The following is a 13900-nucleotide window of genomic DNA, read 5'->3' on the forward strand; positions in this document are numbered from 1 at the left end:
CGGCAGATGAGGAGAGACGGTTGAGCGCAGCAGAGCTGAAGAACCTGCCCCCGGTACCGGCATCTGGGGCTTCTGACATGGCGCACATCGTTCTGACTTTCGACAACAACAAGCTTGCCAGCGCCCTTTACGGTCAGTTCGACGAGAACCTCGCCCGGCTCGAGCAGAAGCTCGGCGTCGACATCCGCTCGCGCGGCAACCAGCTGACCATCAAGGGGTCGGCTTCGGCCGCTGAACAGGCGCGCCGTGCCTTGGACAATCTCTATGGCATTCTGCAGAAGGGCGTCGATATCGGCCAGTCCGACGTTGACGGCGCCGTGCGCATGGCGGTCGCCGCCGACGATCAACTGACCCTGCCGACGCTGGAGCGCAAGGGCAAGGTCTCCGCTGCCCAGATCTCCACCCGCAAGAAGACCATCTATGCCCGTTCGCTGAACCAGGACGCCTATATGCGGGCCCTGGAGCGGTCGGAACTGGTGTTCGGCATCGGTCCGGCAGGCACCGGCAAGACCTATCTGGCGGTTGCGCATGCGGCGATGCTGCTCGAGCGCGGCATGGTCGAGCGCATCATCCTGTCGCGGCCGGCCGTCGAGGCCGGCGAGCGGCTGGGCTTTCTGCCCGGCGACATGAAGGAGAAGGTCGATCCCTATCTGCGGCCGCTCTATGACGCCCTCTACGACATGATGCCGGCCGACAAGGTCGAGCGCGCCATTGCCGCCGAAGTCATTGAAATCGCGCCGCTCGCCTTCATGCGCGGCCGCACGCTGGCGCATGCCGCGGTCATCCTCGACGAGGCGCAGAACACCACGCCGATGCAGATGAAGATGTTCCTGACCCGTCTCGGCGAGAATTCGCGCATGATCGTCACCGGCGATCCCACCCAGATCGACCTTCCCCCGAGCACGAAATCGGGCCTGGTCGAAGCCTTGCGCGTCCTCGACGGTGTGGCCGGCGCGGTCACCGTGCGTTTCAACGATGTCGATGTCGTTCGCCATCCGCTGGTGGCGGAAATCGTCAGGGCCTATGACCGCGACGCCAAGCTGGCGCGCGGCCTCGGCGCCGAGAATTGATTTTTGACGATGCCGCTTCATGCCTGAGGACAATTTATCCGGCGACGGGGAGCCTCCCGTCGACATCGATATATCGGTCGAAGCGGGTGATTGGCCCGATGAGGCAAGCCTGACACGGCTGGTCGATCGTGCGGTTGGCGCTGCTTTCACCGAGACCGGCGTGACTGGCCGTTCCGAACTCAGCGTCGTTTTTTCCGACGACGCTCATATACGTACGCTCAATGCCGAATGGCGGGGTAAGGACAAGCCCACCAACGTCTTGTCTTTCCCGGCTTTTCCGTTTGTACAAGGCGGCCCGCTGCCGCCGATGCTGGGCGATATCGTGCTCGCCGCCGAGACGGTTTCTCGCGAGGCGGCACTGGAAGACAAGCCAGTGCAGAACCATATCACCCATCTCGTCATCCACGGCCTGCTGCATTTGCTGGGCCATGATCACGAGACCGACGCCGAGGCCGAGGAGATGGAGGCCATCGAACGCGCAGCGCTCGCAAGGCTTGCCATTCCCGATCCCTACGCGTAACTACATCTGACAATTGACCGGACGACGATGAACGACAAACCAGAGACTGCCGCCCGCCCTGACGCCGGCAGTGCGCCCAAGGCTTCCGATACGTCGGAAGAGGGATCAAGTCCGAGTACCGTTACCTCTGGTGCTGCCAGCGCCGGCAGCGCAGCCAGCGAGCCTACGCCTGCCGGACCCTCCCTGTTCGACCGTGTTTTGGGCCTGTTCAGGCAACGTAATGGCACCAGCCTGCGCGAGGAAATCGCCGACGCTCTGGCCGAGACGGCGAGCGATGCCGGCGCCTTCTCGCCCGGCGAGCGCGCCATGCTCAACAACATCCTGCGCCTGCGTGAAGTGCGCGTCGAGGATGTCATGGTGCCGCGCGCCGATATCGAGGCGGTCGAGATCACCACGACACTCGGCGATCTCCTGGGCACCTTCGAACAATCCGGCCATTCCCGCATGCCGGTCTATTCCGAGACGCTCGATGACCCGCGCGGCATGGTCCATATCCGCGACGTGCTGGCCCACATCACCAAGCTCGCGCGCGTCAAGAAGGGGCGCACCACCAGGAAGACGCCCGTCGCCACGCAACTCGATCTTGCCCAGGTCGACCTCGCGCGCACCATCGGCGAGCTCAATCTGATCCGCCAGGTTCTGTTCGTGCCGCCCTCGATGCTTGCTTCCGACCTGATGGGCCGGATGCAGACAACGCGCACGCAGATGGCGCTGGTCATCGATGAGTATGGCGGCACGGACGGGCTTGTCTCGCTCGAGGACATTGTCGAAATGGTCGTCGGCGACATCGAGGACGAGCATGACGACGACGAGCCGATGATCACCCAGGCCGGAGACGGCGTGTTCATCGTCGACGGCAAGGCCGAGATCGACGAGGTCGCCAAGATGATCGGCGAGGATTTCGCCGCCGGCGAACATGGCGAATATGTCGACACCATCGGCGGCATGATCTTCAACACGCTCGGCCGCGTGCCGGCGCGCGGCGAGGTGGTGCAGGCCATTCCGGGCTTCGAGTTCCATGTCCTCGATGCCGATCCGCGCCGCGTCAAGCGCGTGCGCATCGTGCAAAGCCAGAAGGGCGAACGCCGTCGCCGCGCCACGGCCCGCACCGAACAGGCTTGAGTTTCCGCTGCAGATGACGGTGGACGACCCGTTCAAGCATTCAAGTCTGGGTTCCGGTGTCTTCTACAGAGATCCGCGCGCAGCGCTGGCGTGGCTCGAAGCGGCTTTCGGCTTCGAGCGCAGCATGGTGGTGAGCGATGCCGACGGCAACCTCGTCCACGCCGAGATGCGGTTCGGCGACTGCTACATCATCGTCGATTCCGAATGGAGCGATTATGTCGCGAGCCCGGCTTCGGTCTCGGGCAAGAACACGCAGTCGGTCTATGTCAGGCTCAGGGATGGCCTGGAGGCGCATTGCGAGAAGGCGCGGGCGGCCGGCGCCGACATAATCCAGGAGCCGACGGACCAGTTCTACGGCGAACGCCAGTATCGGGCTCGCGATCGCGAGGGCCATGTCTGGACCTTCACCCAGCCCATCCGTTGCGTTTCCCGCGAAGAGGCCGAGCGGCTGAGCGGCCTGCGCATCGACGGCTGGCACCGGTAATGCATGTCGCCCCAAAAGTGACCTCGGTTTGGGAGAACGACATGCATAAAAACAAAGCTCTAAAGCGCGTCGCATGAATCCGTTTCAACGCGACGCCCTCCAGAGCGCGATCGGATCATCGCGGCTGACAGGCAGGCGTTTGGAGCGCGGGCCGCGGCCTGATAAATCTTGCGTCCTGATTCGCGCGACTCGGAAGTATGCATGGAGCGCCTGACCGGCCGGATAATTCTGCTTTGGGGTTGGCGGCGTGCGCTCCTGGCCTTTCTTGCCGGGGCGCTGGCGGTGCTTGGCCAGGCGCCCTATGATTTCTTCGCTGCCTGCTTCATCTCGTTTCCGCTGCTGGTCTGGCTGCTCGACGGCGCGACCGGCGAAGCTTCAGGCAGCCTTTTCAGACGCTTGCGGCCGGCCTTCGCCGTCGGCTGGTGGTTCGGCTTCGGCTATTTCCTCGCCGGCCTCTGGTGGATCGGCTCGGCGTTGCTGGTCGAGGCAGACGACTTTGCCTGGGCGCTGCCCTTCGCCGTGGTCGGCATTCCCTTCGCGCTCGCCTTTTTCTACGGCTTCGCGACGATGGTCGCCCGGCTTCTGTGGAGCAGCGATATCGGCCGCATCGCCGCCCTTGCCTTCGGCTTCGGGCTGATGGAGTGGCTGCGCGGCTTCCTGTTCACCGGTTTCCCCTGGAATGCCATAGGCTACGCAGCAATGCCGGTGCCTCTCCTCATGCAGAGCGTGTCGGTGACCGGCATGATCGGCATGAACGTGCTTGCCGTGTTCCTCTTTTCATTGCCGGCGCTGCTCGCGGCGCGCCGGCATCTGCGCCTGGGTGCGGCGCTGTTCGGCCTGCTTGCATCGGCCCATGTCGGTTTCGGCTACATCCGGCTTGCCGCTCCTGAAAAACCGGCGGAGCGCAGCCTCGATGTCCGCATTGTCCAACCGGCCGTCGACCTCAGTGAAAAATGGGATGCCTCGGTGCGCGACCGTATCTTCGCCACCTTGCTCGGCCTGTCCGCCAAGGCGCCGGACCCCGGTCACGCCAAGCCACAGCTCATTCTTTGGCCGGAAACCTCGGTGCCGTTCCTCTTCACCGAGCGCCCCGACGCGTTGACGGCGCTGGGCGACATGCTGGCCGATGGCCAGATGCTGATCGCCGGCGTCGTTCGCGAGGAAGGCGGCTCGGCGGCCAGCACTGACAGCCGCTATTACAATTCCGTGGTGGCGATCAACGACAGGGGCGAAATCGTCGATGCCGTCGACAAGGTCCATCTGGTGCCGTTCGGCGAGTACCTGCCTTTCGGCGACCTGCTCAACCGTTTCGGCATCGCGCAGCTTGTCGCCGGACCGGTGACGTTCGCTGCCGGCAACGAGCGCCACGCCATCACACTGCCGGGCGGCATCCGTGCCCTGCCTTTTATCTGTTACGAGGTGATCTTTCCCGATCTTGTGGCAGTTGACGCTGCGTCAGCACAGCTTATTGTGAACGTTACCAATGATGCCTGGTTCGGGGACACACCGGGACCGTATCAGCATTTCAGGCAGGCCCAGATTCGCGCGGTGGAGAACGGATTGCCCTTGCTGCGTGCTGCCAACAACGGCATCTCGGCCGTCGTCGATCCACACGGACGCATCGTCGATGCACTGGCCATCGACGCGCGCGGAGCCATCGATGTGAAGGTGCCGATTGCCGGACAGACGGTCATTTCCTCGGGCCAGAGGCGCATTAACGGAATGCTGATCATGTTGCTGTTTGCGCTCGGGGGAGCGCTGTTGAGCGTAAGGCAAAGGCTACGGGTGAATTGACAGTCGACACATTAGAAACTCATACTGTATCGCCTGAAAATTTCTCGAAGTCGGTGGATCGGTCTGTTGGGGCAGTCGCCTCCGGCTTTTTTTGGGCGGGAAAAAATCACAAAGCCGAAAAAATTCGGCGAGGAAAAAATGACAGAAGAAAACAAGAAGAAACCCAATCCCATAGACATTCACGTTGGAAGCCGCATCCGGCTTCGCCGCAACATGCTCGGAATGAGCCAGGAAAAGCTGGGCGAAAATCTCGGCATCACATTTCAACAGATCCAGAAATATGAAAAGGGCACCAACCGCGTCGGCGCCAGCCGGCTGCAGGCGATAGCCTCGATACTCGGCGTGCCCGTCGCCTTCTTCTTCGAGGATGCGCCGGGCCAGGAGGCGGCGGCCGGCCGCGGCTTTTCCGAGGATGCGTCGATGGCTTTCGCCGTCGAATTCTGCGGCAGTCCCGAAGGCCTTCAGCTCAACCGGGCCTTCGTCAAGATCGCCGACGTCAAGGTCCGCCGCAGGATCATCGACCTGGTGAAGTCGCTCGCCGCCGAAGATCTCGACTGACCCTCGATACACCTCGAACCGGCGGCATTCGCCGCCGGTGGCACAAGATATCGACATCGACAGTCGTGCCAGCATGGCGGCAACGCTTGACGAGCGACGCTTTGCCCCGCTAACACGTGGCGCGCCAAAATCGGCAGCCTGCCGATCGTTTTTCAAGAGGGGACACCCGTGACGCGGCAGAACTACTTCTTTACCTCGGAATCCGTTGCCGAGGGCCATCCCGACAAAGTCTGTGACCGGATCTCCGACGAGATTGTCGATCTGGTCTACCGTGAGGCCAAAAAGACCGGCATGGACCCATGGAAAGTCCGTGTCGCCTGCGAGACGCTCGCGACCACCAACCGCGTCGTCATCGCCGGCGAAGTGCGCGTTCCCGAGACGCTGCTAAAGAAGGACAAGGCTGGCAACATCCTCAAGGACGCCGCGGGCCACCCGGTGGTGAATCCGGCAAAATTCAAATCCGTCGCCCGCAAGGCGATCCGAGAGATCGGCTACGAGCAGGCCGGGTTCCACTGGAAGACGGCCAAGATCGAGGTTCTCCTGCACGGCCAGTCGCCCGACATCGGCCAGGGCGTCGACAACGCCGCCGACCGCCAAGGCGAGGAAGGTGCGGGCGATCAGGGCATCATGTTCGGCTATGCCTGCCGCGAGACGCCGGACCTGATGCCGGCGCCGATCTACTACAGCCACAAGATCCTCGAACTGCTGGCCGCCGCCCGCCACCAAAACAACGGCGAGGCCGGCAGGCTCGGCCCGGACGCCAAGAGCCAGGTCACCGTCCGCTACGTCGACGGCAAGGCCGCCGAGGCAACGCAGATCGTGCTGTCGACCCAGCATCTCGACGCGACGTGGGACTCCAAGAAGGTCCGCAAGGTCGTCGAACCCTACATCCGCGAGGCGCTTGGTGAGCTCAAGATCGCCGACGATTGCATGTGGTACATCAACCCGACCGGCAAGTTCGTCATCGGCGGCCCGGACGGTGACGCCGGCCTCACCGGCCGCAAGATCATCGTCGACACTTATGGTGGCGCGGCACCGCATGGCGGCGGCGCCTTCTCGGGCAAGGACACGACCAAGGTCGACCGTTCGGCAGCCTATGCAGCGCGCTATCTCGCCAAGAATGTCGTGGCGGCGAAGCTTGCCGACCGCTGCACCATCCAGCTTTCCTACGCCATCGGCGTCGCCCAGCCTCTGTCGGTCTATGTCGACCTGCACGGCACCGGCAAGGTCGACGAGGCGAAGCTCGAGGATGCGCTGCGCACGGTGATGGACCTGTCGCCGTCGGGCATCCGCCGCCACCTCGACCTCAACAAGCCGATCTATGCCAAGACGTCGTCCTACGGCCATTTCGGCCGCAAGGCCGGCCGCGACGGGTCTTTCTCCTGGGAAAAGACCGATCTCGCCAAGGCGCTCAAGGATGCTGTCGCGGCCTGAACGCTGCGACAGACCTGCGCCGCCAGATGAGCCCGCAAGACAGGCCAAGCCGTACGACCGAAGCCTTTTTCGGTCGTCGGCGCGGCAAGCCCGTCCGTCCGCAGCAGGCGGCGGCCCTGGAAAGCGGGCTTGGCGCCTACCGGCTCGATCTGACGGCTGATGCGCCGTCGGATCTGCGCACTCTGTTTGAAAGTGACGTTTCGGCCGTCAGGCTCGAGATCGGCTTTGGCGGCGGCGAACATCTTCTGCACCGCGCCATCGAGGCGCCGACAACAGGCTTCATCGGTGTCGAGCCCTTCGTCAACGGCATGGCCAAGATGATGATGGCGGTGCGGGCAACGCCGCTGGCCAATTTGCGGGTCCATGACGATGACGCCACCCGGCTGCTCGACTGGCTGCCGCCGGCCTCGCTCGACGGCATCGATCTTCTCTATCCAGATCCATGGCCGAAAAAGAAGCACTGGAAGCGGCGTTTCGTCAGTCCGGTCAATCTCGAGCGTTTCGCGCGGGTCTTGAAACCGGGCTCAAAATTCCGCTTCGCGTCCGATATCGACACCTATGTGAACTGGACCTTGCTGCATTGCCGGGCGCATGGCGCCTTCGCATGGCAGGCGGCCGAAGCCGCCGACTGGCATCGCCCCTATGAGCGCTGGCCAGGCACGCGTTACGAGGCGAAGGCCGTTCGCGAGGGCCGGCGGCCTGCCTATCTGACCTTTGTCAGGAAATAGGCGCGCCCCTCGCCAGATTTTCAGAAACGGCCGATTCTGTTGAAGATGGCCGGATCCATGCCGAGCTTGCGCAAATCGTCGGCGCGAGGCTTGCGCCCGGCTTCCACCGAGCGTGACGCGGCAACGGCGCCGCCGAATGCGGTGAAGATCTCGCCCAAGGCGGAAAACAGTCTGCGATTGCTCATGATCTTGTCCTTTCGCGCGCCACCGCGCGCCTCTTCTGTTCGTGTCGTGGCTAACAAATAAGAGCGCTCCGCCGGCTCTCACAGGGGGATTGGCGCATGGTGGCCATGCGCCTGGAGCAATGCTGACGCTGTCAGCCCTTTTGCCGGTTCGGCACGGCGGGCTTGAAACACAGGCCATGTTCGTTTATATCAACCTCAAATTCTTGGTCGGTATGACGAAGAGTGGGTCCACCCGGTCCCGCTCTTTTTTATTACCTGCCGATAGGTTCGAAACGACAGGTACTTGATGACTGCAACGGCAAGCGAAGGTGACGACCGCATCATCCGCGAAAGCGGCATCGATGCGCGCATTGCGCTGATCGTTCAGCCGGTGCTGCGCGGCATCGGCTTTCGCCTCGTGCGGGTGCATCTGTCCGGCCAGAACGGACTGACGCTGCAGATCATGGCCGAACGCGAGGACGGCACCATGACCGTCGAGGATTGCGAAGAGGTCAGCCGCGCGGTGTCGCCGGCGCTCGACGTCGATGATCCGATCGAAAAGGCCTATCATCTCGAAGTCTCTTCGCCCGGCATCGACCGGCCGTTGGTGCGCAAATCCGATTTCGTGACCTGGACCGGTCATCTGGTGAAGATGGAAACATCGGTCATCGTCGCGGATCGCAAGCGCTTCAAGGGCAAGATCGCCGAGGCTGGTGAGAACGACGTGCTGATCGAGCGCGACAAGGCGGCCTATGGCGAGGAACCGACGGTGCGCGTGCCTTACGACGCCATTGCCGAAACCCGGCTGATCCTGACCGACGATCTCATCCGCGATGCGTTGTCGAAGGACAACAGGGCGCGCAAGGAAGCCAAGAAACGCCGCGGCGAACCGGATGACGACGCGCCCGAGGGTGCGGAAGCGGACGCCACGGAAGAACACGAACAGGAAAGTTGATTGAGCTGCCGGGCCGAAAAGTCCGGCAAACAGGCTCGGGAGAAAAAACATGGTTGTAAGCGCCAATAGACTTGAACTGCTGCAGATTGCCGACGCCGTCGCGCGTGAAAAGTCGATCGACAAGTCGATCGTCATCGCCGCCATGGCCGATGCGATCCAGAAGGCGGCGCGTTCGCGTTACGGCCAGGAGACCAACATCCGCGCCGACATCAACCCGAACACCGGCGAGATGAAGCTGCAGCGGCTGATGGAAGTGGTCGAAAAGGTCGACGACTACGCCACCCAGATCGCCATTTCCTCGGCTCGCGAGCGCAATCCCGACGCGCAGCTCGGCGACTTCATCGCCGAACAGCTGCCGCCGATGGATTTCGGCCGCATCGCCGCGCAGTCCGCCAAGCAGGTCATCGTGCAGAAGGTGCGCGAGGCCGAGCGCGACCGCCAGTATGACGAATACAAGGACCGCATCGGCGAGATCGTCAACGGCACCGTCAAGCGTGTCGAATATGGCAATGTCATCGTCGATCTCGGCCGTGGCGAGGCGATCATCCGCCGCGACGAGCTCATTCCGCGCGAAAACTACAAATATGGCGACCGCGTCCGCGCCTATGTCTACGACGTGCGCCGCGAGCAGCGCGGCCCGCAGATCTTCCTGTCGCGTACGCATCCGCAGTTCATGGCCAAGTTGTTCACCATGGAAGTGCCGGAAATCTATGACGGCATCATCGAGATCAAGTCGGTCGCCCGCGACCCGGGCTCGCGCGCCAAGATCGCCGTCATCTCGCGTGATAGTTCGATCGATCCGGTCGGCGCCTGCGTCGGTATGCGCGGCAGCCGCGTCCAGGCCGTCGTCGGCGAACTGCAGGGTGAGAAGATCGACATCATTCCGTGGTCGCCCTCGGCCGCCTCCTTCATCGTCAATGCGCTGCAGCCGGCGGAAGTCGCCAAGGTCGTGCTCGACGAGGATGCCGAGCGTATCGAAGTGGTGGTTCCCGACGATCAGCTGTCGCTGGCCATCGGCCGCCGCGGCCAGAACGTGCGTCTCGCCTCGCAGCTCACCGGCTGGGATATCGACATCCTGACCGAGGCCGAGGAATCCGAGCGCCGCCAGAAGGAATTCGTCGAGCGCTCGGCGCTGTTCATGGAAGCCCTCGATGTCGACGAGATGGTCGGCCAGGTGCTGGCCTCCGAAGGCTTCACCAGCGTCGAGGAGGTCGCCTATGTCGACGCCGGCGAAATCGCCTCGATCGACGGCTTCGACGACGACACCGCTTCCGAAATCCAGACCCGCGCCCGCGAGTACCTCGAAAAGATCGAGGCCGAGCACGACGAGAAGCGCAAGGCGCTGGGCGTCAAGGACGAATTGCGCGAAATCCCCGGCATCACCACCGCCATGATGGTGACGCTCGGCGAGGATGGCGTGAAGACGATCGAGGATTTCGCCGGCTATGCCGCCGACGACCTGACCGGTTGGAAGGAACGCAAGGACGGCGAGACCAAGGTCTATCCGGGCGTGCTGGCCAATCACGGTGTTTCGCGCGCCGATGCCGAACAGATGGTGCTCAACGCCCGTCTCAAGGCCGGCTGGATTTCCGAAGACGAGCTTGCGGCCGAAGAAGCATCGGCTGACGAAGCCGTTGGTGCGTGAGGTGAAACCGCATCGCACACAACCCGCCCTTGGACGAGATGAACGATCGCACCTGCATCGTTACCCGCAAGCAGGCCGAACCGGATGAACTGATCCGGTTCGTCGTCGGCCCGGATTCGGCCGTCGTTCCCGATCTCAAGAGAAATCTGCCCGGCCGCGGTTGCTGGGTGAGTGCCGACCGTCTACATATTGAGAAGGCGGCGGCCAAGAACCTTTTTGCCCGCGCCTTCAAGGCACAGGTGGTTGTGCCGCCGGATCTTGGCGGCATGGTCGATGGGCTGCTTTCCAGATCCGCTCTGGGCATGTTGGGTCTCGCCCGCAAGGCAGGCGCAATTTCTCTTGGCGCCACCAAGGTTGAGAGTGCCGTGCGCGGCGGACTGGCGCTTTTCGTGCTCCACGCAAGCGAAGCGTCGGACGATGGCGTGCGCAAGATCAGCCAGGCGCGGCGGGCGACCGTCCATATCGGCGGCCCTTCCATCCTTGCCTACAAACTTTTCTCCGAGGCCGAGTTGAGCTTGGCATTGGGGGGTACAAATGTGATACATGCTGCCGTCCTCGCGGGAGACGCGGGTAAGGCGGTCCAGAAGCGCATGGTTGCGCTCGACCGGTATCGGGGCGGTACCCCGGACGATCTGGCAATGCTTGCGGCCGTTGCTGACGAAGATGAGGCCGCAGAGGATATGGAATGAGCGATACGAAATCGGGCGACGACAAGACGTTGAGTGTTACACCTAAGAAGACCTTGACGCTGAAGCGCCCCGGCATGGAACAGGGCACCGTGCGCCAGAACTTCTCGCATGGCCGTACCAAGTCGGTCGTGGTCGAGACCAAGAAGCGCAAATTCTCGCTGCCCGGCGACAAGCCGGAGCCGGCTGCCGCGGCCCCTGTGCCCGTCTTCACGCCGAAGCCGCCGGTCGCGGCGGCCCCAGTCGTGCAGGAAGCGCCGAAGGCTGCGCCTCCGCCTGCCCCGCCGGCTCCGGTCGAGCGCAGCGGCATGGTGCTGAACGAACTGTCGCGCAGCGAGATGGAAGCCCGCCGCAGGGCGCTGGAAGGGTCCAAGGTCCGCGAGGTCGAAGACCGTCAGCGCGCCGCCGAGGAAGCCAAGCGCCGGGCCGAGGACGAAGAGCGCCGCAAGCGCGAGCGCGAGGAATCCGCACGCCGCCAGGCCGAGGAAGAGGCACGGCTGCAGGCCGAGGCCGAATCGCGCCGCCGTGCCGAGGAAGAAGCACGCCGCCGCGCGCCGCTGGCCGCGGAACTGGCAACGGCGGACGAAGAAGAGGTCAAGCCGAAGCGGGCTGGCGCGGGCGCGCCGGTGCGTCGCCTGGTCACGCCCGAAGTGGCGCGTCCGGCCAAGCCGACCAAGGGCGAGGAAGATCGTCGCCGTGGCAAGCTGACGCTGAATTCCGCGCTTTCCGACGAGGATGCGCGAGCCCGTTCGCTGTCGTCGATGCGTCGCCGTCAGGAGAAGTTCAAGCGCGCGATGCACAATGAGCCGCGCGAGAAAGTCATGCGCGAAGTGATCCTGCCCGAGACCATCACCATCCAGGAACTGGCGCAGCGCATGTCCGAACGTGCGGTCGATGTGGTCAAGTTCTTCATGAAGCAGGGTCAGATCCTGAAGCCGGGCGACGTCATCGACGCCGACACGGCCGAACTGGTCGCCACCGAATTCGGCCACACGGTCCGCCGCGTCGCCGAATCCGACATCGAGGAAGGCCTGTTCAACATCGCCGACAACGCCGAGGACCTGGTGCCGCGTCCGCCGGTCGTGACCATCATGGGCCACGTCGACCACGGCAAGACCTCGCTGCTCGATGCCATCCGCAACGCCAATGTCGTCTCCGGCGAGGCCGGCGGCATCACCCAGCATATCGGTGCCTATCAGGTCGAGAAGAACGGTCAGAAGATCACCTTCATCGACACGCCCGGCCACGCTGCCTTCACGGCGATGCGTGCCCGCGGCGCCCAGGCCACCGACATCGCTATCCTGGTGGTGGCGGCCGACGACAGCGTCATGCCGCAGACGATCGAATCGATCAGCCATGCCAAGGCCGCCGGCGTTCCGATCATCGTGGCCATCAACAAGATCGACAAGCATGACGCCGATCCGCAGAAGGTGCGCTCCGAACTGCTGCGCCATGAGGTCTTCGTCGAATCGATGGGCGGTGAAGTGCTTGACGTCGAAGTGTCGGCGACCAAGGGCACCAATCTCGACAAGCTGCTGGAGGCGATCCTGCTGCAGGCCGAAATCCTCGACCTGAAGGCCAATCCGGACCGTACCGCCGAGGGTGTCGTCATCGAAGCGCAACTCGACAAGGGCCGTGGCCCCGTCGCCACCGTGCTGGTGCAGACCGGCACCTTGATGCCGGGCGACATCCTCGTCGCCGGCAACGAATGGGGTCGCGTACGCGCTCTGGTCAACGATCGCGGCGAGCAGATCAAGGAAGCGCCGCCGGCGATGCCGGTCGAGGTGCTCGGCCTTCAGGGCACACCACAGGCCGGCGACCGCTTTGCCGTGGTCAACAACGAGGCCCGCGCTCGCGAGATCACCGAGTATCGCCAGCGTCTGGCGCGCGAGAAGGCGGTGGCCAAGCATGCCGGCCAGCGCGGCTCGCTCGAACAGATGATGTCGCAGTTGCAGACGAGCGGGTTGAAGGAATTCCCGCTGGTCATCAAGGGTGACGTGCAGGGTTCGATCGAGGCGATCAACGCCGCGTTGGACAAGCTCGGCACCGACGAGGTGCGTGCGCGCATCGTCCATGCTGGCGCCGGCGCCATCACCGAAAGCGACGTCTCGCTGGCGGAAACGTCTGGTGCGGCAATCATCGGCTTCAACGTCCGTGCCAACGCACAGGCACGTGCCGCGGCAGCCGCCGCGGGCATCGAAATCCGCTACTACTCGATCATCTACAACCTGGTAGATGATGTGAAGGCGGCTTTGTCGGGCCTGCTGTCGCCGGAGCGTCGCGAGACCTTCATCGGCAATGCCGAGATCCTCGAGATCTTCGACATCACCAAGGTCGGCAAGATCGCCGGCTGCCGTGTCACCGAAGGCAAGGTCGAGCGTGGCGCGGGCGTGCGCCTGATCCGCGACAACGTCGTCATTCACGAAGGCACGCTGAAGACGCTGAAGCGCTTCAAGGACGAGGTTTCGGAAGTCCCCGGCGGCCAGGAGTGCGGCATGGCCTTCCAGAACTACGAGGACATGCGCGTCGGCGACGTCATCGAGTGCTTCCGCGTCGAGATGGTGACCCGGACGCTCTGAGTTCACGTGACTTGTCCATGCCAGGCGGTGGTCGAAAGACCGTCGCCTGGAGTTTATTGTGAAATTGCGCATCGTGCTTTTCGAAACCGAATTCGATTTCGGGCCGATGCGTTGACATATGAGACATGCGGCACGGTCCTATCCCGTGCCTCACGCTTTCA

The 13900-nt window shown here is 63.5% G+C and carries 13 protein-coding genes; 12 read left to right on the forward strand and 1 reads right to left on the reverse strand.

Going from position 1 to position 13900, the window contains the following annotated elements; translation table 11 throughout:
- Positions 1 to 77 precede the first annotated feature (77 nt).
- From FJV80_RS19035 to FJV80_RS19070, 8 genes are all read left to right on the forward strand, one after another.
- The gene (locus FJV80_RS19035) at positions 78 to 1070 is read left to right on the forward strand and encodes a PhoH family protein (protein WP_245318074.1); all 993 of its coding nucleotides are present in this window, start codon (positions 78 to 80) and stop codon (positions 1068 to 1070) included.
- 19 nt (positions 1071 to 1089) lie between these two features.
- Positions 1090 to 1590: an rRNA maturation RNase YbeY gene (gene ybeY, locus FJV80_RS19040; RefSeq protein ID WP_095771817.1), complete on the forward strand. Its 501-nt coding sequence runs from the start codon at positions 1090 to 1092 to the stop codon at positions 1588 to 1590.
- A 27-nt stretch (positions 1591 to 1617) separates the two neighbouring features.
- Positions 1618 to 2712: a hemolysin family protein gene (locus tag FJV80_RS19045; protein WP_142877128.1), complete on the forward strand. Its 1095-nt coding sequence runs from the start codon at positions 1618 to 1620 to the stop codon at positions 2710 to 2712.
- 13 nt (positions 2713 to 2725) lie between these two features.
- Positions 2726 to 3196, forward strand: a complete 471-nt coding sequence (locus FJV80_RS19050) for a VOC family protein (RefSeq protein WP_095771819.1) — start codon at positions 2726 to 2728, stop codon at positions 3194 to 3196.
- Between the two features lie 201 nt (positions 3197 to 3397).
- The gene (lnt, locus tag FJV80_RS19055) at positions 3398 to 4990 is read left to right on the forward strand and encodes an apolipoprotein N-acyltransferase (RefSeq protein ID WP_095771820.1); all 1593 of its coding nucleotides are present in this window, start codon (positions 3398 to 3400) and stop codon (positions 4988 to 4990) included.
- A 138-nt stretch (positions 4991 to 5128) separates the two neighbouring features.
- Positions 5129 to 5548, forward strand: coding sequence for a helix-turn-helix transcriptional regulator (locus FJV80_RS19060; protein WP_095771968.1), 420 nt, complete (start codon positions 5129 to 5131; stop codon positions 5546 to 5548).
- Positions 5549 to 5716: 168 nt separating this feature from the next.
- Positions 5717 to 6982 carry a methionine adenosyltransferase gene (gene metK / locus FJV80_RS19065; RefSeq protein WP_142877129.1) on the forward strand — a complete coding sequence of 422 codons (1266 nt, stop codon included), beginning with the start codon at positions 5717 to 5719 and terminating at the stop codon, positions 6980 to 6982.
- A gap of 26 nt (positions 6983 to 7008) precedes the next feature.
- Positions 7009 to 7710 (forward strand): tRNA (guanosine(46)-N(7))-methyltransferase TrmB, encoded by a 702-nt coding sequence (locus FJV80_RS19070; protein WP_142877130.1) that lies wholly within the window; start codon positions 7009 to 7011, stop codon positions 7708 to 7710.
- A 20-nt stretch (positions 7711 to 7730) separates the two neighbouring features.
- Here FJV80_RS19070 and FJV80_RS34590 read toward each other — a convergent pair whose 3' ends face one another.
- The gene (locus FJV80_RS34590) at positions 7731 to 7895 is read right to left on the reverse strand and encodes a hypothetical protein (RefSeq protein ID WP_095771969.1); all 165 of its coding nucleotides are present in this window, start codon (positions 7893 to 7895) and stop codon (positions 7731 to 7733) included.
- Between the two features lie 286 nt (positions 7896 to 8181).
- On the opposite strand from FJV80_RS34590, the gene rimP reads away from it, so the two are divergent.
- Genes rimP through infB form a run of 4 tightly spaced genes read left to right on the forward strand, consistent with a single transcriptional unit; the run spans position 8182 to position 13739 of the window.
- Positions 8182 to 8829 (forward strand): ribosome maturation factor RimP, encoded by a 648-nt coding sequence (gene rimP, locus FJV80_RS19075; protein ID WP_095771823.1) that lies wholly within the window; start codon positions 8182 to 8184, stop codon positions 8827 to 8829.
- 49 nt (positions 8830 to 8878) lie between these two features.
- A complete protein-coding gene (nusA, locus tag FJV80_RS19080) occupies positions 8879 to 10474 on the forward strand; it encodes a transcription termination factor NusA (RefSeq protein WP_010913320.1) in 1596 nt (531 codons plus the stop codon).
- 38 nt (positions 10475 to 10512) lie between these two features.
- Positions 10513 to 11163 (forward strand): RNA-binding protein, encoded by a 651-nt coding sequence (locus FJV80_RS19085; RefSeq protein WP_142877131.1) that lies wholly within the window; start codon positions 10513 to 10515, stop codon positions 11161 to 11163.
- Positions 11160 to 13739, forward strand: coding sequence for a translation initiation factor IF-2 (gene infB, locus FJV80_RS19090; protein WP_095787278.1), 2580 nt, complete (start codon positions 11160 to 11162; stop codon positions 13737 to 13739). Before FJV80_RS19085 ends, infB begins: the two co-directional genes overlap by 4 nt.
- Positions 13740 to 13900: the final 161 nt, after the last annotated feature.

This window comes from Mesorhizobium sp. WSM4310, assembly GCF_007003935.1.
GTDB lineage: Bacteria > Pseudomonadota > Alphaproteobacteria > Rhizobiales > Rhizobiaceae > Mesorhizobium.